At 69.9% G+C, this 16,798-nt stretch carries 18 protein-coding genes; 6 read left to right on the forward strand and 12 right to left on the reverse strand.

Features of this window, described 5'->3' with window-relative positions:
* Positions 1-117 precede the first annotated feature (117 nt).
* The 4 genes from N788_RS14585 to N788_RS04100 all read right to left on the reverse strand — a co-directional run bounded on the left by N788_RS14585 (position 118) and on the right by N788_RS04100 (position 4,751).
* Positions 118-1,491 (reverse strand): tetratricopeptide repeat protein, encoded by a 1,374-nt coding sequence (locus N788_RS14585; protein WP_034221288.1) that lies wholly within the window; start codon positions 1,489-1,491, stop codon positions 118-120.
* On the reverse strand, positions 1,488-2,306 hold the full coding sequence (locus N788_RS04090; RefSeq protein WP_034221291.1) for a D-alanyl-D-alanine carboxypeptidase family protein: 819 nt from the start codon (positions 2,304-2,306) through the stop codon (positions 1,488-1,490). Before N788_RS04090 ends, N788_RS14585 begins: the two co-directional genes overlap by 4 nt.
* A 4-nt stretch (positions 2,307-2,310) precedes the next feature.
* A complete protein-coding gene (locus N788_RS04095; RefSeq protein WP_034221293.1) occupies positions 2,311-3,393 on the reverse strand; it encodes a DUF3617 domain-containing protein in 1,083 nt (360 codons plus the stop codon).
* Positions 3,394-3,497: 104 nt separating this feature from the next.
* Positions 3,498-4,751 (reverse strand): 6-phosphofructokinase, encoded by a 1,254-nt coding sequence (locus tag N788_RS04100; RefSeq protein ID WP_034221294.1) that lies wholly within the window; start codon positions 4,749-4,751, stop codon positions 3,498-3,500.
* Positions 4,752-4,889: 138 nt separating this feature from the next.
* Between N788_RS04100 and N788_RS04105 the strand changes: the two genes are divergently transcribed.
* The 3 genes from N788_RS04105 to N788_RS04115 are packed head-to-tail and all read left to right on the forward strand — an operon-like array spanning position 4,890 to position 7,451.
* Complete coding sequence (locus tag N788_RS04105) at positions 4,890-5,468, forward strand: adenylate kinase (RefSeq protein ID WP_034221296.1); 579 nt, start codon at positions 4,890-4,892, stop codon at positions 5,466-5,468.
* Between the two features lie 22 nt (positions 5,469-5,490).
* Positions 5,491-6,858, forward strand: coding sequence for a UDP-N-acetylmuramate:L-alanyl-gamma-D-glutamyl-meso-diaminopimelate ligase (gene mpl, locus N788_RS04110; protein WP_034221298.1), 1,368 nt, complete (start codon positions 5,491-5,493; stop codon positions 6,856-6,858).
* On the forward strand, positions 6,858-7,451 hold the full coding sequence (locus N788_RS04115) for an LON peptidase substrate-binding domain-containing protein (RefSeq protein WP_034221302.1): 594 nt from the start codon (positions 6,858-6,860) through the stop codon (positions 7,449-7,451). The genes mpl and N788_RS04115 overlap by 1 nt, the downstream gene beginning before the upstream one ends.
* Position 7,452: 1 nt before the next feature.
* Here N788_RS04115 and N788_RS04120 read toward each other — a convergent pair whose 3' ends face one another.
* Complete coding sequence (locus N788_RS04120) at positions 7,453-9,459, reverse strand: bifunctional DedA family/phosphatase PAP2 family protein (protein WP_034221306.1); 2,007 nt, start codon at positions 9,457-9,459, stop codon at positions 7,453-7,455.
* A gap of 68 nt (positions 9,460-9,527) precedes the next feature.
* Between N788_RS04120 and N788_RS04125 the strand changes: the two genes are divergently transcribed.
* Together N788_RS04125 and N788_RS04130 are read left to right on the forward strand one after the other, a co-directional pair.
* Positions 9,528-10,376: an SDR family oxidoreductase gene (locus tag N788_RS04125; protein WP_034221309.1), complete on the forward strand. Its 849-nt coding sequence runs from the start codon at positions 9,528-9,530 to the stop codon at positions 10,374-10,376.
* Positions 10,373-10,792 carry a VOC family protein gene (locus N788_RS04130; RefSeq protein WP_034221313.1) on the forward strand — a complete coding sequence of 140 codons (420 nt, stop codon included), beginning with the start codon at positions 10,373-10,375 and terminating at the stop codon, positions 10,790-10,792. Before N788_RS04125 ends, N788_RS04130 begins: the two co-directional genes overlap by 4 nt.
* A 33-nt stretch (positions 10,793-10,825) precedes the next feature.
* Here the strand turns inward: N788_RS04130 and N788_RS04135 are convergent, their stop codons facing one another.
* The 5 genes from N788_RS04135 to thiE form a co-directional block, all read right to left on the reverse strand.
* The gene (locus N788_RS04135) at positions 10,826-11,011 is read right to left on the reverse strand and encodes a DUF3008 family protein (RefSeq protein WP_034221316.1); all 186 of its coding nucleotides are present in this window, start codon (positions 11,009-11,011) and stop codon (positions 10,826-10,828) included.
* 127 nt (positions 11,012-11,138) lie between these two features.
* On the reverse strand, positions 11,139-11,990 hold the full coding sequence (locus N788_RS04140) for an ion transporter (RefSeq protein ID WP_034221319.1): 852 nt from the start codon (positions 11,988-11,990) through the stop codon (positions 11,139-11,141).
* Positions 11,987-13,120 (reverse strand): trans-sulfuration enzyme family protein, encoded by a 1,134-nt coding sequence (locus tag N788_RS04145; RefSeq protein ID WP_034221322.1) that lies wholly within the window; start codon positions 13,118-13,120, stop codon positions 11,987-11,989. Before N788_RS04145 ends, N788_RS04140 begins: the two co-directional genes overlap by 4 nt.
* A complete protein-coding gene (gene hemL / locus N788_RS04150) occupies positions 13,117-14,409 on the reverse strand; it encodes a glutamate-1-semialdehyde 2,1-aminomutase (protein ID WP_034221325.1) in 1,293 nt (430 codons plus the stop codon). The genes N788_RS04145 and hemL overlap by 4 nt, the downstream gene beginning before the upstream one ends.
* Positions 14,406-15,059, reverse strand: a complete 654-nt coding sequence (thiE, locus tag N788_RS04155) for a thiamine phosphate synthase (protein WP_034221329.1) — start codon at positions 15,057-15,059, stop codon at positions 14,406-14,408. Before thiE ends, hemL begins: the two co-directional genes overlap by 4 nt.
* A gap of 58 nt (positions 15,060-15,117) precedes the next feature.
* On the opposite strand from thiE, the gene N788_RS04160 reads away from it, so the two are divergent.
* Positions 15,118-15,312, forward strand: a complete 195-nt coding sequence (locus tag N788_RS04160; protein WP_034221342.1) for a rubredoxin — start codon at positions 15,118-15,120, stop codon at positions 15,310-15,312.
* Between the two features lie 10 nt (positions 15,313-15,322).
* On the opposite strand, the gene N788_RS04165 is transcribed toward N788_RS04160, so the two are convergent.
* Complete coding sequence (locus tag N788_RS04165) at positions 15,323-16,168, reverse strand: SirB1 family protein (protein WP_034221344.1); 846 nt, start codon at positions 16,166-16,168, stop codon at positions 15,323-15,325.
* 31 nt (positions 16,169-16,199) lie between these two features.
* Positions 16,200-16,655 (reverse strand): DUF192 domain-containing protein, encoded by a 456-nt coding sequence (locus N788_RS04170; protein WP_034221346.1) that lies wholly within the window; start codon positions 16,653-16,655, stop codon positions 16,200-16,202.
* Between the last annotated feature and the right edge of the window lie 143 nt (positions 16,656-16,798).

Raw genomic sequence — 16,798 nt, forward strand, 5'->3', positions numbered from 1 at the left:
CCTCCATTGTCTGGAATGGGGCCGCAGGCGACCGGAGTGTCCGCCACGGCGCAAGGCCAACCTAACGCATTCCCCGTGCAGCTGCAGGCGCTGCACGAAGCAAACGCCCGATGAGCTTCAATTTTCGGGCGGACAGCCTGGATCTGCGTTCGTCGATGCCGCGGACGACAGCGCGAGGTTGATGGCCGCCTGTTCATGGCCGGGATCGAGTCGCAGGGCGCACTCCCACGCAGCGCGCGCGCCGGCGTGATCACCAGCCTGGTGGCGCGCCCAGCCCAGGTTCGCCCAGGGGCGCGCCTTGTGCGGCGAATCGCGGACCGTGGCCTGCCACAGCGCCAGTTCGCTGCCCCAGTCGGCGTTGCGCCGGTGGGTCAGCACCGCCATCACCAGCGCCAGCGCCAGCAGCAGGACCTGGCCGAGCGGCCGCCAGCCGCGCGCCAGCAGCGGCACCACCAGCGCCAGCGCCACGCCGGGCAGCGCCAGGTACAGATGACGGTCGTTGGCGAGGTCGAAGCGTGGCAGCACGGAATTGCCAGGTGCCAACTGCAGGCCGTACCAGGCAATGGCGAAACCCAGCCACGGCCAGCGCCGCCGAGACAACAGCGCAAGGACGCCGGCCGCGGCGAACGACGCGAACACCAGCGCCGTGCGCAGTTCCGGCGCCGCGGGCACGCGCAGGTCGGGGTCCAGGTTCGTGCGCAGTGCAAGCAGGGAGTGAACGAACAGGTGCGCGTGCGCCTCCGCCTGGGCCAGGGCTTGTTCGACCGGGCCACGGGTACCCAGGCTGTAGCTCAGGAACCGGTCGTAGCCGGCGAAAGCGGCGGCCGCCAACGCAGCGACCAGCAGCACGGCCTGCGGCGCCAAGCCTCGCAGCGCGCCGCGCGGCGACTTGCCGCCAAACCAGGCCAGCAGGAACAGGGCCAGCGGCAGCGTGGCCGCGGTTTCGCGAACGCCCAGGGCCAGGGCGAACAGGACGGTGCCCACGCCGCGCGAAAGCCAGTGGCGCCGGCTGCTTTCACCGGCCAGGAAACACCACATCGCCGCGAGGTAGAACAGCGCCATCAGCGACATCGAGCGTCCACTGGCGTAGGTGACGGCTTCGGTCGCGGCCGGATGCAGGGCGAACAGCAGCGCCATCCACCAGGCGGCCGACGTCGGCAGGTCGGCCGGGGCCAGGCGGGTCAGCCATTGCCGGCCAAGCGCCCAGACCAGCCAGGCATTGGCCACGTGGATCGCCAGGTTCAGGAGATGGAAGCCGAACGCCCCCGGCGACAGCGCCCAGTTCAGGGCGTAGGAAAGCTTGAGCAGGGGCCGGATGCCCGGCATGGACCGCCACCAGGCGGCCAGCCCGTGCACCTGGGGGTTGTCGACGATCACGTTGTAGTCGTCGAACTGGAAGGGGCCGGCCAGGGCGGCGGCGTAGGCGCCTGCCACGACCAGCAGCAGGCCCAGGGCGCCGGCCGCGCGAACCGGCGCCGGGAGCGGGTTCATCGTGCCGGCGTTGCGTCGCGGCGGGCCTGGTCGAAGGCCAGTTCAAGCACCCCCACGGTGTCCCACCAGCGGTCGGGGGCGTGCAGCAGGATCGCCAGCACCTGGTGGCCATCGCGTTCGGCCAGCGCCACCAGGCAGCGGCCGGCGCCCGGCGTGAATCCGGTCTTGAGGCCGATGGCGCCGGGGAACTGGCCCAGCAGCGCGTTCGTGCTGCGAACCGAAAAACGACGGCCGGCCAGGGACGCGAAGTCGAAACGTTCGCGCCGGGCGTGTTCCATGATGCGTGGCCGCGCCATCACCGCCCGCGCCAGCAGGGCCAGGTCGCGGGCCGTGCTGCCCTGGCCGGGGGCGTCGTGTCCGCAGGCATTGGCGAATCGGGTCGAGTGCATGCCCAGCTCTGCCGCGCGCGCATTCATGCGTTCGACGAAGGCGGCGTCGGTGCCGCCGCCATGCCAGTCGGCGAGCGCGCGACAGGCGTCGTTGGCCGAACGCACCAACATGGCCGTGAACAGGTCGGAGGCGCTGAACTGGTCGCCGGCGCGCAGGCCCAGGCGGGTACCGGTGGCGGCGGACGCCGCCCGACTGGTGGTGACCGTCGCCGCCAGGTCGGCCTCTTCGTCCAGCACCAGGGCCGCCATCAGCTTCGCCAGGCTGGCTACGGGCAACACCTGGTCGGCGTGGCCGGCCCAGGCCGGCCGGCCGTCGATCTCAACCCAGTAGGCGCTTGCGATGTCCGGGTAGGCGTCCACCGGCGCCGCGACGGCGCCGGTGGACACCCAGGCCAGCAGCGCCGCCAGCCTAAAGGCGCGCGACATGGCCTCAGCCGCCGATCAGGTCCTTGGCGGACTTGAGCCGGTCACGCCAGGACGGCTTCTTGCCCTCTTCCTTCGCCGGGGCCTGGCCATCCTGCCCGGCCGGCTGGCCGGTGGCGGCAGGGCCTTGGCCGGCGTTGCGCTGCTGGAGCGAGCCCGCGGCGAAGCGACTGCAGAAGTTGGCGTAGGGCGAGGCGCGCAGGGCGGTGAAGTCGCGACCGGCGCAGTGCTGGGCGGCCAGGGCCTGGGCGCGCGCCGGGCAGCTGCCGATCAGGAAGTCGGATTCGCGGGTCGGGTCGGCGGCGTCGCAGGCGGTGGCCAGGTGCGCCGGGCAGTACTCGGAAACGAAGTCGAAGCTGCGGTCCTTGATGGCCATCGGGCAGGTTTTTGCCAGGGCCGTTTCCCGGGACATGCCGCAGGCCGCGAAGGCATCCCAGAAGGTGGGCGTGCCGGCCGGCACGCTGCGCACCATCGGACCCATCGAATAGATGTAGCCGGGGTTGACGTGCTGGGCCAGCATCGCGTCGCAGTACTGCTTTTTCTGCGCGCCGCACATCGCGTCCGGGCCGGTGAAGTTGAGATAGCTCACCGGGTCGGGCATGCGCAGCAGTTCGTTGCAGGTCTTGGCCAGCATGGCCTTGCCCTGGGCTTCCGGGGATTCGGTCGCGTAGTTGCAGTCGCGGATCTTCTTGCCTTCGAAGGTCGCGTTCATTTCCATGGTTTCGCCGTCGTTGTCGGCGACCATGTGCATCTTGCCGCGGTAGGCATCGGGCCCCAGGCGCTCGAACTCGCCCTTGGCGGTCATGGCGTTTTCGCCGCGGCAGGTCATCGAATAGGTGGACTTGTTGCCGCTCACCTGGAAATGGCTGACCGTGCAGTTCTCGTCGTGCGGGACCATCTTCTCGCTGGCCTGGTCCTTCGGCCCGCAGACCTCCACCGTCTGGGCGGGAAGCTGGATCGGCATGCCGACCATTTCCATCTTGGTGGTGACGCGATACAGGTTGCCGGTGCCCGACTGGGCCAGGGCGTCGCCCATGAAGAACATGCCCAGGGCGAGGGCGGGGATGAGGATGAGGCGCTGGGCTTGCACGGGAGTCTCCGGACGGGTGCGTGAATGGGGCGGGAGTGTCGGGGGCCGTCCGGGCCCGGGGGAGTGCCTTTTGTCATTGGGCACGCCCCGCGAGGGGGTTCGGTTCAGCCAAAGGCCGGGAGCTTCTTTGCTACCGGCTTCAAGGCGAGTCGAACGTACTTTGGCAGGCCATCCGGCCCATAGGGCGGCGGTGCCTCGCCCTTGACCAGGGGGGTCAGGTAACGCCGGCAGGCCGCGGTGATGCCGTAGCCGGAAGCGTCGATGAACCCCTTGGGCATGGTCTTCTCATGGTTGGCGATCTTGGCCAGGGGGGCGGGCGCGATCGTCCACCGGTAGGGCGCGTGCGAGCTGCGCACGATCACCGGCATCACGCCGTTCATGCCCTTGAGCGCGTACTCCACCGCCTTCCTGCCCACCGCCTGGGCATGCGCCAGGTCGGTCCTGGAGGCCAGGTGCCGGGCCGAACGCTGCAGGTAGTCGGGCACGGTCCAGTGCACCTTCAGTCCCAGCCGGTCCTTGACCGTGGCCGCCAGCAGCGGGCCAACGCCGCCGAGCTGGCTGTGGCCGAAGGCGTCCTTGCCGGCGCCGGCGTCGGCGACGAAGCCGCCGTCGGGGTGGCGCAGGCCCTCGGATACCACCACCACGCAATAGCCGACCCGCTTGACCACGGCCTCCACGCGGGCCAGGAACTTCGCCTCATCGTAGGCCACTTCCGGGAACAGGATGACGTGCGGCGCCTCGTCCTTGCCCTGGCCGGCCAGGCCGCCGGCGGCCGCCAGCCAGCCGGCGTGGCGACCCATCACTTCATAGACGAAGACCTTGGTCGAGGTGTCGGCCATGGCGGCCACGTCCAGGGCGGCTTCGGCCACCGACACCGCCGTGTACTTGGCGGCCGAACCAAAGCCCGGGCAGCAGTCGGTGACCACCAGGTCGTTGTCCACCGTCTTGGGTACGCCGATGCAGGTGAGCGGATAGCCCGAGGATTCGGCCAGCGTCGAGAGTTTGAGCGCGGTGTCGGCCGAATCGTTGCCGCCGTTGTAGAGGAACCAGCGCACGTCGTGGGCCTTGATCACCGCCAGCAGGCGTTCGTACTTGGCGGCGTCTTCCTCGAGCGACTTGAGCTTGTAGCGACAGCTGCCGAAAGCGCCGCCCGGGGTATGGGCCAGGGCCCGGATCGCCGCCGCGGATTCCCTGGACGTGTCCACCAGGTCTTCGCGCAGGGCGCCCAGGATGCCGTTGCGGGCCGCCAGCACCTTGATCTTGCGGGCCCGCGCGGCCTCGATGACCGCGCCGGCGGTGGCGTTGATGACGGCGGTGACGCCGCCGGACTGCGCGTAGAGGAGCGTTCCCTTGCCCATGATGTTCCTGCCCTTGAATTGACTTGTCCACGCCCGGCCAGTAGCGTTTCCAGGTCCGCACGGCCTGTCGGCGGCCCCACTATAGCCAAAAGGGGTTAAGACGGCGCCGTGCGTCCTTGTTTATAGGGGTTTGAAAGCATGCGACTGGTACTTCTCGGCGCGCCCGGCTCGGGCAAGGGCACGCAGGCCGCAAGGCTTCGCGAGCACCTGCAGGTGCCGCATATTTCCACCGGCGACCTGCTGCGCGCCGCGGTCAAGGCCGGCACCCCGCTGGGCCTGCAGGCCAAGGCGGTGATGGAATCCGGCGCGCTGGTGTCGGACGAGATCGTGCTGGGCATGCTCGAAGAGCGCCTGACCGCCGGCGACACCGGCAACGGCTTCATCCTCGATGGTTATCCGCGCAACCTGGCCCAGGCCAATGCCCTGGACGGACTGCTGGCCAAACTCAGGCAGCCGGTGGACATCGCCGTGCAGCTCGACGTCGAGGCCGAACTGCTGGTCGAGCGCATCGCCGGCCGCGCCCAGGTCGAAGGCCGCGCCGACGACACCCCGGAGGCCGTTCGCAACCGCCTGAAGATCTACAACGAGGCCACCGCGCCGGTCGTGGACTATTACCGCAATGCCGGCCGCCTGGCCTGCGTTGACGGCGTCGGCAGCGTCGACGAGGTGTTCCAGCGCATCCTGGAAACCCTGGCGCCCACGCCCGAAGTCGGCTGAGCAGCGCCGGGCCACTGACGCCGTGAAACTGCACATCCTGGGCATCTGCGGCACCTTCATGGGAGGTGTCGCGGCGCTGGCGCGCGAGCTGGGGCATGCCGTCGACGGCAGCGACCAGAACGTCTACCCGCCGATGTCCACCCAGCTCGAGCAGCTGGGCATCCGCCTTTCACGCGGCTACGACCCCGCGCACATCGCCGCCGACACCGACGAAGTCGTGGTCGGCAACGCGCTCTCGCGCGGCAACGAGGCGGTGGAGCACGTGCTCGACGCCGGCCTGCGCTACATCTCCGGCGCCCAATGGCTCAGCGAACGCGTGCTGCCCGGCCGCGAAACCCTGGCCGTCGCCGGTACCCACGGCAAGACCACCACCACCTCCATCCTGGCCTGGCTGCTCGATGCCGCCGGCCGCGACCCGGGCTTCCTGGTCGGCGGCGTCCCGGAAAACTTCGGCGTTTCCGCGCGCATGGGCGGCGGCCGCGACTTCGTGGTCGAAGCCGACGAATACGACACCGCCTTCTTCGACAAGCGCAGCAAGTTCGTGCACTACCGCCCGGTCGTGGCGGTGCTGAACAACCTGGAATTCGACCACGCCGACATCTTCCCCGACCTGGCCGCGATCCAGCGCCAGTTCCACCACCTGGTGCGCACCGTGCCGCGCCGCGGCCGGCTCATCGTCAACGGCGAAGACGCGGCGCTGGCCGAGGTGCTGGCCATGGGCTGCTGGACGCCGGTGGAAACCTTCGGCATCGACGGCGACTTCGACTGGACCGCCCGCCTGCGGGTGGCCGACGGCAGCCGCTTCGAGGTCCTGCACCGCGGCCAGGCGGTGGGCGTCGTCGAATGGAGCCTGGTCGGCCGGCACAACGTGATGAACGGGCTGGCCGCGATCGCCGCGGCCCATGCGGCGGGCGCGGACCTGGCCAGGGCCATCCCGGCGCTGCGCGAGTTCGTCTCGGTCAAGCGCCGGCTCGAACGCCTGGGCGAACGCGCCGGCGTCACGGTGTACGACGATTTCGCCCATCACCCCACCGCCATCCGCACCACGCTGGAAGGCCTGCGTGCACGCGTCGGCGATGCGCGTATCGTGGTGGCCATGGAACCGCGCAGCAATTCCATGCGCCTGGGGGCGCACGCCGACCAGATCGCACCATCGCTCGACGGTGCCGACGCGGTGGTCTTCCTGCACCGCCCCGAGCTGGCCTGGGACGGCGCTAAGGTGATTTCCGCGCTGCGCGGCGACGGCGAGGCGGTGGCCGATGCCGACGCACTGCTGGCGGCCCTGGACCGGCGCTGCCAGCCCGGCGACCACGTGGTGTTCATGTCCAACGGGGGCTTCGATGGCGCCCCGCGCCGGTTCCTGGCGCAGCTGGAAGCCCGGGACGGCTGATCGTGGGGTTGTCGGAACTGCCGCTGTTTCCGCTGGGCGCCGTGCTGCTGCCCGGCGGCCGGATGTCGCTGCGCATCTTCGAGCCGCGTTACCTGGATCTGGTCAAACGCTGCGGCCGCAGCGGCGAAGGCTTCGGCATCTGCCTGATCCTCGCGGGTCGCGAGGTTGGCGAGCCGGCGATCCCGGCGACCCACGGCACCGAAGCGGTGATCGTGGATTTTTCGATGACCGAAGAAGGCCTGCTCGGGCTCACCGTGGAAGGCCGGCGGCGTTTCCACGTTGAACACACCCGGGTCCGCGACGACGGCCTGGTGCTGGGCGACGTGCGCTGGCTCGACGAACCCGGCCCGGCCACGCTGCGGGACGAACACGCCCTGATGTCGGTGCTGCTGGCCCGGATCATGGACAAGGCCGGCCTCGACCATGAAGGCCCGGGCAAGGGCGACCTGGCCGATGCGGCCTGGGTGGGCTGGCGCCTGGCCGAGTGGTTGCCGCTGGAGGCCACCGAGCGCCTGGAGTTGCTCCAGCTCGCCGATCCGCACGAGCGGCTTCAGCGCCTGGTCGAGCGACTGCCGGACTTCCAGGCCGAGTAGGTCAGTCGCCGCCGGGTGGCCGCAGCCGCAGCACCGGCCGGCCATCGTCCCGGCGCGGTCCCAGCGCCGACGCCATGTCGCCGGCGTCCTCGCGCAGCGGAGCAAGCAGCGCCTCTTCGCCGGGCAGCGCCCGCCAGTAGCTGAAGAAATCCAGGCGACGGGTGAACGCCAGGGCATGCACGGTGCCGATCCACAGCGGCTGGTCGCCCGGCTGCAGTACCACCGGGCTGGTCCACAGGCGCAACACCTGCATGGGACCCCCGGCGGGATCGCGGCGCACCATCACCAGCACTTCCGCGCGGCCGTTGTGCGTGGCCGGCAGCACCGGCAGGTCCAGCGGCGTGGCGTCCTTGTCCAGGGTCTGCAGCAGGCCGTACCAGCCGCCGACGGTGACCTCCTGCCAGCCGGCCAGCAGCAGGCGGGTGCGCAGGGCATCGAGCGGCCCGGCGACCTGCACGTTCAGGGGCCAAGCGTCGCGGCCGTGCAGTTCGTTGCGTCGCGCCGGCAGGCCCGCCTGCCAGTCCTCGCGCCACCAGGCGTCGGCGGACAAGGGAGCCGGCGTGTGCGGTGGATCGAAGCGCGCCAGCAAATCCCCGGCCTGGCGGCTTCCGTGCCAGGACGCGAAACCCAACACCGCCACGAAGAAGACCGTCGCGATGGGCCGCACCCAGAATGAACGCACCACGCGGCGCCGGTAGGCGATGCCGAGCGCGGCGATCCACAGCAGCCCCAGCAAGGTGCCGGCCAGGACATCGCTGAGCCAGTGCGCGCCCAGGTACAGGCGCGCAAAACCCAGCAGCCCGACCACCAGCGCCGCCACCACGTAGGGCCAGGCGCGGTTGCGCCCGGGAAGCTCGCGCGCGATCAACACGGCGAAGAATCCGTAGACCACGGTCGCCAGCGTCACCGTCGCCGACGGAAAGCTGAAACCGGGTACCGCGGTCGTGGCCGGCGGCTTGGGCATGTCCAGGAGGTAGCCCAGCAGCCAGGTCAGCACCAGGGCGAAGCCGGGCGCGGCGATCCAATGCCATGCCGCGATGTGCCGCCGTCGCCAGAGCAGCCAGGCGAATACGCCGATCACCGCAGGCGCCAGCACCACGGCGTCGCCCAGGGTGGCGAGGAAGGCCATGGGCACGTCCGCCAGCGGGTTGCGCAGGCCGAACATCAGGTGGTGCACGGTCAGGTCGAGTTCGGAGGGCGCGGTGCCGCCGCCGACGGAGATCAGGATCGTGAAAAAGCCCCAGCCGGCCGCGCCGAGCACGGTCGCCAGCAGCAGCAGCGAGGCCGATTCGGGCCGGTTGGGATCGATCAGCGCTTCCGAATAGCGCCCCAGCACGGGGTGCTTGTGCGACCAGGCGAGTGCGCGTTCGAGCATGCCGGTGGTGTGCGCGCCCAGCCAGCGCCACAGGTAGAACACCGCCGCCCAGATGCCGGCGACAAGCAGGAGCACCACCGCCAGCACGATGGCCAGGCGGCCGGCCACCGCGGCCACCAGGTCCAGCGAGGTCCCGAACAGCCAGCCCGGCGCCAGGAAGGTCGCCGACCACAACAGGGCCGCGACCGCGCTCGCCGGCCCGTACTGCCGCAGTTTCATGCCCAGCATGCCGGCGATGGCCGGGACGAAGGGCCGGATGGCACCGACGTAGCGGGCCATGATGATCGACTTCATGCCGTGCTTGCGGAAGGTGGTTTCGCCGCGCTCGAGCCACTGCGGATGTTTGTAGAAGGGCCAGCGCTGGCGCAGCTGCGGGCCGAACCGCAGGCCGACCCAGTAGCTGACCGCGTCGCCTGCGAAGGCGCCTACGGTGGCGCACGCGAGCGCATAGGCGCCATCCACGTGGCCCAGGCCGACCAGGGTGCCGACGGCGAACAGCAGCGGCACGGCCGGGATGGCCACGCCGACGATGACCAGGGCGTCGCCAAAGGCGATGAGGAAGATGACGACGCCCGCCAGGATCGGGTTTTGGCCGATCCAGGTGACGAGGGCGTCCAGGCGGGCTGAATCCATGGGGCGCGATTATAGGCCGCCTGTCGCGGGCGCCGGTTTACACTGGGAACAAAGTTCAGGAGTCGTGCATGTCAGACCTTCGTGGCAAGACCCTTTTCATCACCGGTGCCTCGCGTGGCATCGGCCTGGCCATCGCCCTGCGCGCGGCCCGCGACGGCGCCAACGTGGCCATCGCCGCCAAGTCCGGCGTGCCCAACCCCAAGCTGCCCGGCACCATCCACAGCGCCGCGGCCGCGGTGGATGCCGCCGGCGGCCAGGGCCTGGCGCTGCAGTGCGACATCCGCGAGGAAGACCAGGTGCAGGCGGCCGTGGCCGCCACGGTCGAACGATTCGGCCGCATCGACATCCTGGTCAACAACGCCAGCGCGATCTGGCTGCGCGGCGCGCTCGACACGCCCATGAAGCGCTTCGACCTGATGCAGCAGGTCAATGCCCGCGGCACCTTCCTGTGCAGCCAGGCCTGCCTGCCGCACCTGCTGGACTCGGCGAACCCGCATATCCTGACCCTGGCGCCGCCGCCCAACCTGGACCCGAAATGGTGGGGTCCGCACACGGGCTACACCCTGGCCAAGATGGGCATGAGCTTCGTCACGCTCGGCCTGGCGGCCGAGTTCGGCTCGCGTGGCGTGGCGGTCAACGCCCTGTGGCCGCGCACGGTCATCGCCACCGATGCGCTCAAGATGATCCCGGGCACCGAGCCGGCCAAGTGCCGGACGCCGGAAATCATGGCCGACGCCGCCCATGCGGTGCTGAGCCGGGACTCCTGGCGGTTCAGCGGCAACTTCCTGATCGACGAAGCCGTGCTGCGGGAAAAGGGCGTCACCGACTTCGACCAGTACGCGGTGGACCCGTCGCAGCCGCTGCTGCCCGACCTGTTCCTGGATGAACCCGAGCTCGAGGAGGCGCTGCGCCGATGAAGTACCTGCATGCCATGGTGCGCGTGCGCGACCTCGACGCCTCGCTGCACTTTTTCCGCGACGCGCTGGGCCTGGTGGAAAGCCGGCGCCGCGACTACCCCGACGCACGTTTCACCCTGCTTTACCTGGCCGCGCCCGACAACCCGGAGGCCGAGGTCGAGCTGACCTACAACTACGACGACGAAGACTATGGGTCGGCGCGCAACTTCGGCCACCTGGCCTTCGAAGTCGACGACATCTACGCCGCCTGCGAACGCCTGCAGGCGCACGGCGTGGTGATCAACCGGCCGCCGCGCGACGGCCGCATGGCCTTCGTGCGATCGCCCGACCAGATCTCGATCGAACTGCTGCAAAAGGGCGCCGCGCTGGAAAAGGCCGAGCCCTGGCTGTCGATGCCCAACGTCGGGCAGTGGTGACCAGGCCCCGCCGGGCGTAACGATTCGGCCCGGTCAGTCGTCCACCTTGTCGGGCAGGTCCTTGCGCTTGGTTTCGGCGAAGTCCTCGAGCTCGCTTTCGCTCATGGTGTCGTACATCTCCTTCGACGCGCCCTTGAGCTCGCTCACCTTGGTCTCGCCGCGCTTGGCGGACAGCGCAGCACCGGCGGCCTTTTGCTGGGCTTTCGATTTGGCTGGCATGGCGATTCTCCCGCTTCAGGAAGCCATCCGTGGCTTCGATGCGTGGTCCATCGCGGGGAAGCCTCGCATGGCAAACTCGTATCGCCGGTGAACGGCGCCCGCGCGACGGCGCGCGCGGGCGCGGTGTTCATTTTTCCGACAGCGCGGTTCCGCAGCGCCGGCAGTAGTCGGCATCGGTGTCGTGTTCAGCCAGCTTGCAGCCTGGGCAGGTGTCCTTGCGGCGCTCGCGCAGGCCCATCGCCAGCTCGGCGGTGTAGATGCCGGTCGGGACGGCGATGATGCCGTAGCCGATGAGCATCAGGATGGTGGTCACGAAGCGGCCGAACGGCGTGACCGGCGTAATGTCGCCATAGCCCACCGTCGCCATCGTGGTGATGGCCCAGTACATGCCGACCGGGATGCTGGTGTAGCCGTTCTCGGGGCCTTCGATGACGTAGAGTGCCGCGCCGAAGATGACCGCGATGGTCAGCACCGCCACCAGGAACACCAGGATCTTCCGTCGCGAACGGTACAGCGCGCCGACCAGCACGCCGCCGGCCTCGGTGTATTCCATCAGCTTGAGCACGCGGAAGATGCGCAGGATGCGCAGGATCCGCACCACCAGCAGCGCCTGGCTGCCCGGAAGGATCAGCGAGAGGTAGGTGGGCAGGATCGACAGCAGGTCGATCACGCCGTAGAAGCTGGTGGCATAACGCAGCGGCCGCCTCACCACGCAGAGCCGCACCACGTATTCGGCGGTGAAGAGCAGGGTGAAGCTCCACTCCGCGATGTAGAACCAGGCGCCCCAGCGTTCCCGCAGTCCGGCTTCGCTGTCGAGGATGACGACGGTGACGCTGACCAGGATGGCGACGATCAGCAGCAGGTCGAAGCGCCGGGGCGCCCCCTTGTCGTGCCGGAAGATGATCTCGAACCAACGTGCCCGCCACCCCTCGGTGGTGGCGGCCTCGAACTTGCCGGCGGCAACGCGGGGCGGGTTCATTCGCCCACCGCCTCGAGCGCGCGCCCGAAATCGGCGAGCAGGTCGTCCGGATGCTCCAGCCCCACCGACACCCGCAGCAGGTTGGCGGGACTGACCGTATTTTCGCCCTCGATGGACGCGCGGTGTTCGACCAGGGTTTCCGGGCCGCCCAGCGAGGTCGCGTTGATCGCCAGCCGCAGCGCGCCGGCGATCCGCAGCGCGGCCTCGCGACCTCCCTTGGCGCGGAAGCTGAGCATGCCGCCGAAATCGCTCATTTGCCGGGCCGCGATGGCATGGCCGGGGTGCGCGGCCAGGCCGGGATAGTGCACCGCTTCAACCGCCGGATGCGTCGACAGGAACTCCGCCAACGCCTTCGCATTGCGGCAGTGCCAGGCCATGCGCGCCGGCAGCGACCGGCAGCCGCGCAGGATCAGCCAGGCGCTGAACGGCGCGAGGATTCCCCCGGTCAGGTGGCGGCGGTGGAAGACGGCGTCGTGGAACGCATCGCGGCGGGCGAACACCAGGGCCCCGCCCATCACGTCGCTGTGGCCACCGAAATACTTGGTGGTCGAATGCATCACGACGTCGGCCCCCAGGGTCAGCGGCTGCTGCAGGACCGGCGTGGCGAAGGTGTTGTCGCAGGCCAGCAGCGCGTCGTTGCCATGCGCCAGGTCGGCCAGCGCGGCGATGTCGGCCACGCACAGGCGCGGGTTGGACGGGGTCTCGGCCCAGATCATCCGGGTTTCGGGCCGCAGCGCCGCGCGCACGGCGGCGAGGTCGGCCATGTCCACGGCGCTGGCGGTGATGCCGCGCTGGGGCAGGAACTCGGCCCCGAGTACGCGCAGGCCGGTGTAGCAGTCGTCGGGGATGAGCACGTGCGCGCCCGCGGGCAGCGACTCGAGCACCGCGGCCATGGCCGCCATGCCGGAACCGAAGCACAGGCCGGCTTCGCCGCCCTCCATCGCCGCCAGTGCGGTTTCCAGCCGGTCCTGGGTGGGGTTGGATTCGCGCTGGTACTCGTAGCCGGCCTGGCGTTCACCGGCCGGGCCATGCCGGAACGTGGTGGCCATGTGGATCGGCGGCGAGACGGCGCCGGTGTGTTCGTCGGGTTCGCCGCCGGCGTGGACGGCCAGGGTCTCGATGCGCTTCATGGCGCGGCGACCTCGCGGAAGGCTTCGCGCGCCGCCTGGATGGTGAAGGCCAGCTCGGCCTCGCCGTGGGCGCTGGAGAGGAAGCCGGCTTCGAACGCCGACGGCGCGAAGTACACGCCGCGCCGCAGCATGGCGTTGAAGAAGCGATTGAACGCCGCGGTATCGCAGGCCACCGCATCGGCGAAGGTTTCCACCTTCTTGTCGGTGAAGAACAGGCCGAACATGGCGCAGCTGCGCGTGGTGGTGACCGCCACGCCGGCTTCGCGCGCGGCCATCTCCAGGCCGTCGCACAGTACGTGGGTGGCGGCCTCGAGCCGGTCGTGGAAGCCCGGGGCCTGGATCAGTTCCAGCGTCGCCAGGCCGGCCGCCATCGCCACCGGGTTTCCGCTCAGGGTGCCGGCCTGGTACACGGGGCCGGCCGGCGCGACCTGCTGCATCAGGTCGGCGCGACCGCCGTAGGCACCCACCGGCATGCCGCCACCGATGATCTTGCCGAAGGTGCTCAGGTCGGGCGTGACGCCGTAGCGCGCCTGGGCGCCGCCGAGCGCAACGCGGAAGCCGGTCATGACTTCGTCGAAGATCAGGATCGCGCCCGTCTGGGTGCACAGCTCGCGCAGGTGCTGCAGGTAGCCGTCGCGCGGCAGGATGCAGTTGGCGTTGCCGACGATCGGCTCGACGATGACGCCGGCGATTTCATGGCCGACTTCACCGAAGAGTTTGGTCGCCGCCTCGAAGTCGTTGTAGGGCAGGGTCAGCGTCAGGTCGGCCAGGGCCTTGGGCACGCCCGGCGAATTGGGCAGGCCGAAGGTCAGGGCGCCCGAGCCGGCCTTCACCAGGAAGCTGTCGCCGTGGCCGTGGTAGCAGCCTTCGAACTTGACGATGCGGCTGCGGCCCGTGGCGCCGCGGGCCAGCCGGATCGCCGACAGCGTCGCCTCGGTGCCGGAATTGACCATGCGCATCATCTGCATCGACGGCACCAGCCGGCGCACGGTCTCGGCCATGGTGACCTCCAGCGGATTGGGCACGCCGAAGCTCAGGCCATTGCGCATGGTCTGCGCCACCGCGTCGAGCACCGCCGGATGGGCGTGGCCTGCGATCATCGGGCCCCAGCTGCCGATGTAGTCCAGGTAGCGGTTGCCATCGACGTCGAAGAGGTAGGCGCCCTCCGCGCGTGCTGCAAAGAAGGGCTCGCCGCCGACCGACTTGAAGGCCCGGACCGGTGAGTTGACGCCGCCCGGCATCAGTTCGAGCGCGCGGGTGAAGAGAGCGTGGCTGGTGGCGGTGTTCATGCGTCGGGATTCTCGTTGTCGTGTTCGGTGAAGGCGCGCTGGTAGGCGCGCAGCGCGGCGACGGGGTCGGGGGCGTCGAAAACCCCGGCGATGACGGCCAGCAGGTCGGCGCCGGCGGCGACCAGGCCCGACGCATTCTCCGGGGTGATGCCACCGATGGCCACCCGGCTACGGCCCAGCGCGGCGCTCTCGGCCAACAACCGGGGCTGGGCGCGGCGTGCGCCAGGCTTGGTGGTCGAGGGGAAGAAGGCGCCAAAGGCAATGTAGTCGGCTCCGGCGGCCACCGCCCGCCGGGCGCGCCCGATGTCGTCGTAGCACGAGGCGCCCAGCCACAGGCCGGGTGCCGCCTGGCGTGCCGCCGCCAGGTCGCCGTCGTTTTCGCCCAGGTGTGCGCCCCGGGCGCCCACCGCCAGGGCCAGCCGCCAGTCGTCGTTGACCACCAGCGGCACGCCGGCGTCGGAGCAGGCCCGGGCCAGGACGCCGGCCTGCTCGCGGCGCAAGGACTCGCCCGCGGCCTTGTTGCGGTACTGCAGCAGCGCGGGTGATTCGGCCAGCAGGGGCTGGAGCTGCGCAAGCAGCCGACCGGTGTCGGGCTCGTCGGGCGTGATCAGGTACACGCCGCGTGGCGTCGGGGCTGGGCTGGGGTTCATTGGTGCACGACCGGCAAGATGCGAGAATGGTAGCTGTTTACGAATACCCGGACCCGCAATGAGCACCCCGACTGCTGCCGCCACCGCCTACCGCACCTGGATGTGCGTCGTCTGTGGCTTCATCTACAGCGAGGCCGATGGCCTGCCCGAAGAAGGCATCGCGCCGGGCACCCGCTGGGAAGACGTGCCCGACACCTGGGTCTGTCCGGATTGCGGCGTCACCAAGGACGACTTCGAGATGGTGCCGGCCTGAGCCAGCCGGCTCAGTTCACTCGCGCCGGCACGCCGCTCAGGTCGACCAGCGCGGCCCTTACGCCTTCGCCGTCCTCGGCCTCCGGCAGCATCTGCAGGTAGCGCGCCAGGTCCTCGCGCGCGCCTTTCGCATAACCGAGTTCACGATAGGCCAGGCCGCGGTCGCGCACGGCTTCGGCGGTGCCGGGCGACAGCTTCAGCAAGCGGTCGGCGGTGCGCGCGACGCGCTCCCAGTCGCGCTGCTCGAGGTACAAGCCCTTGAGGTTGCGCAGCATGCGCATGAGGATCGCCCGGTTGGTGGCGGGCGCGAGGATCTGCAGCAGCTGCTGGTCGTCGGGCGGGTGGCCGCCCATGTGCGGCGATGCGCGCTCGCGCAGTTCCTCGGCGCTCACCGGCCGGCCCTTGTTGTACGGGTCCAGCACCAGGATGCCGTCGTCCACCGGCAGCCGCACCAGGAAGTGGCCCGGGAAGGACACGCCGTCGAGCGGCATGCCAAGTCGCCGGGTCACTTCGATCTGGACCACCGCCAGCGAGATCGGGATGCCGAGCTTCCGGTCCACCACCTCGTTGAGGTAGCTGTTGCGCGGGTCGTCGTACTGCAGGTTGTTGCCGGCGAAACCAAGCTCCTCGAACAGGTAGCGGTTGATCGCGGTCAGGCGCGCCGGCAGGTCGATGTCGCCGTCGAGCTGCGGACGCAGCGTCTCGGCATAGGATTCCATCTGCGCGGCGTAACCCCCGGGCTCGAGGTCGGGGTATTCGTCACGGGCAATCAGCAGCGCCGTGTCGAGCAGCGGCAGCTCGTCGTCGCCAAGCGCAGCCAGCGCATTCCATTCGGGCAGTGTGTTCGGGGCAGCCATGACAGCAATGTGGCCCCGTCGAAGCGCTGAATCAAGGTTCGCCGCGATCCGGGATGCCGGGACCGAAGGTGATCGGATCGCCGGCGCGCACGTCGAGCGCGTTGGCCTGGCCGGCATTGAGCTCGAGCACGTACATGGCCGGGCCACTGCTCGGGTAGGGCGGACAGCGGTCGCCCAGCGAGCACGGTGGCACGCCGCGCGAGACCGACACCAGCTTGCGCGAGGCGTCGAAGTAGAAGATGTCGAGCGGGATCTTGGTGTTCTTCATCCAGTAGGCGAGCGGACGCTCGGCGTCATGCACGAACAGCATGCCGGTGCCTTCTGCCAGCGACTCACGGAACATCAGTCCGCGATTGCGCTCGGCGTGGTCATCCGCCAGCTCGACCTCGTAGCGTTGGCCCTTGAGTTCCACCCAGTCGCCATCGGTGGCGCAGCCCGCCATCGGCAGCAGCGTGGCGAGGAACAAGACGAGGCTGGCAAGGCGCATGGGGCTCTCCCGTGGGTGTCCCGGGACGTTCGTGCAAGGCCCGCGGGGTGTCAAGCCGACCGCCCGGTGAACGGGCAGGGGTCCGGTCTTCACCCCCTCTTCCCATTCCTGATTCATGCCGCTATAGTTCGCGGCCCTCGACG

It is taken from the genome of Arenimonas donghaensis DSM 18148 = HO3-R19 (assembly GCF_000743535.1).
In the GTDB taxonomy this organism is placed as follows: Bacteria; Pseudomonadota; Gammaproteobacteria; order Xanthomonadales; family Xanthomonadaceae; genus Arenimonas; species Arenimonas donghaensis.

Excerpts from the sequence above, each read along its gene's own strand:
- N788_RS14585 (WP_034221288.1), bottom strand. The coding sequence starts at position 1,491 with ATGAACCCGCTCCCGGCGCCGGTTCGCGCGGCCGGCGCCCTGGGCCTG.
- N788_RS04090 (WP_034221291.1), bottom strand. The coding sequence starts at position 2,306 with ATGTCGCGCGCCTTTAGGCTGGCGGCGCTGCTGGCCTGGGTGTCCACC.
- N788_RS04100 (WP_034221294.1), bottom strand. The coding sequence starts at position 4,751 with ATGGGCAAGGGAACGCTCCTCTACGCGCAGTCCGGCGGCGTCACCGCC.
- N788_RS04105 (WP_034221296.1), top strand. The coding sequence starts at position 4,890 with ATGCGACTGGTACTTCTCGGCGCGCCCGGCTCGGGCAAGGGCACGCAG.
- N788_RS04120 (WP_034221306.1), bottom strand. The coding sequence starts at position 9,459 with ATGGATTCAGCCCGCCTGGACGCCCTCGTCACCTGGATCGGCCAAAAC.
- N788_RS04125 (WP_034221309.1), top strand. The coding sequence starts at position 9,528 with ATGTCAGACCTTCGTGGCAAGACCCTTTTCATCACCGGTGCCTCGCGT.
- N788_RS04130 (WP_034221313.1), top strand. The coding sequence starts at position 10,373 with ATGAAGTACCTGCATGCCATGGTGCGCGTGCGCGACCTCGACGCCTCG.
- N788_RS04135 (WP_034221316.1), bottom strand. The coding sequence starts at position 11,011 with ATGCCAGCCAAATCGAAAGCCCAGCAAAAGGCCGCCGGTGCTGCGCTG.
- N788_RS04140 (WP_034221319.1), bottom strand. The coding sequence starts at position 11,990 with ATGAACCCGCCCCGCGTTGCCGCCGGCAAGTTCGAGGCCGCCACCACC.
- N788_RS04145 (WP_034221322.1), bottom strand. The coding sequence starts at position 13,120 with ATGAAGCGCATCGAGACCCTGGCCGTCCACGCCGGCGGCGAACCCGAC.
- hemL (WP_034221325.1), bottom strand. The coding sequence starts at position 14,409 with ATGAACACCGCCACCAGCCACGCTCTCTTCACCCGCGCGCTCGAACTG.
- thiE (WP_034221329.1), bottom strand. The coding sequence starts at position 15,059 with ATGAACCCCAGCCCAGCCCCGACGCCACGCGGCGTGTACCTGATCACG.
- N788_RS04160 (WP_034221342.1), top strand. The coding sequence starts at position 15,118 with ATGAGCACCCCGACTGCTGCCGCCACCGCCTACCGCACCTGGATGTGC.
- N788_RS04165 (WP_034221344.1), bottom strand. The coding sequence starts at position 16,168 with ATGGCTGCCCCGAACACACTGCCCGAATGGAATGCGCTGGCTGCGCTT.
- N788_RS04170 (WP_034221346.1), bottom strand. The coding sequence starts at position 16,655 with ATGCGCCTTGCCAGCCTCGTCTTGTTCCTCGCCACGCTGCTGCCGATG.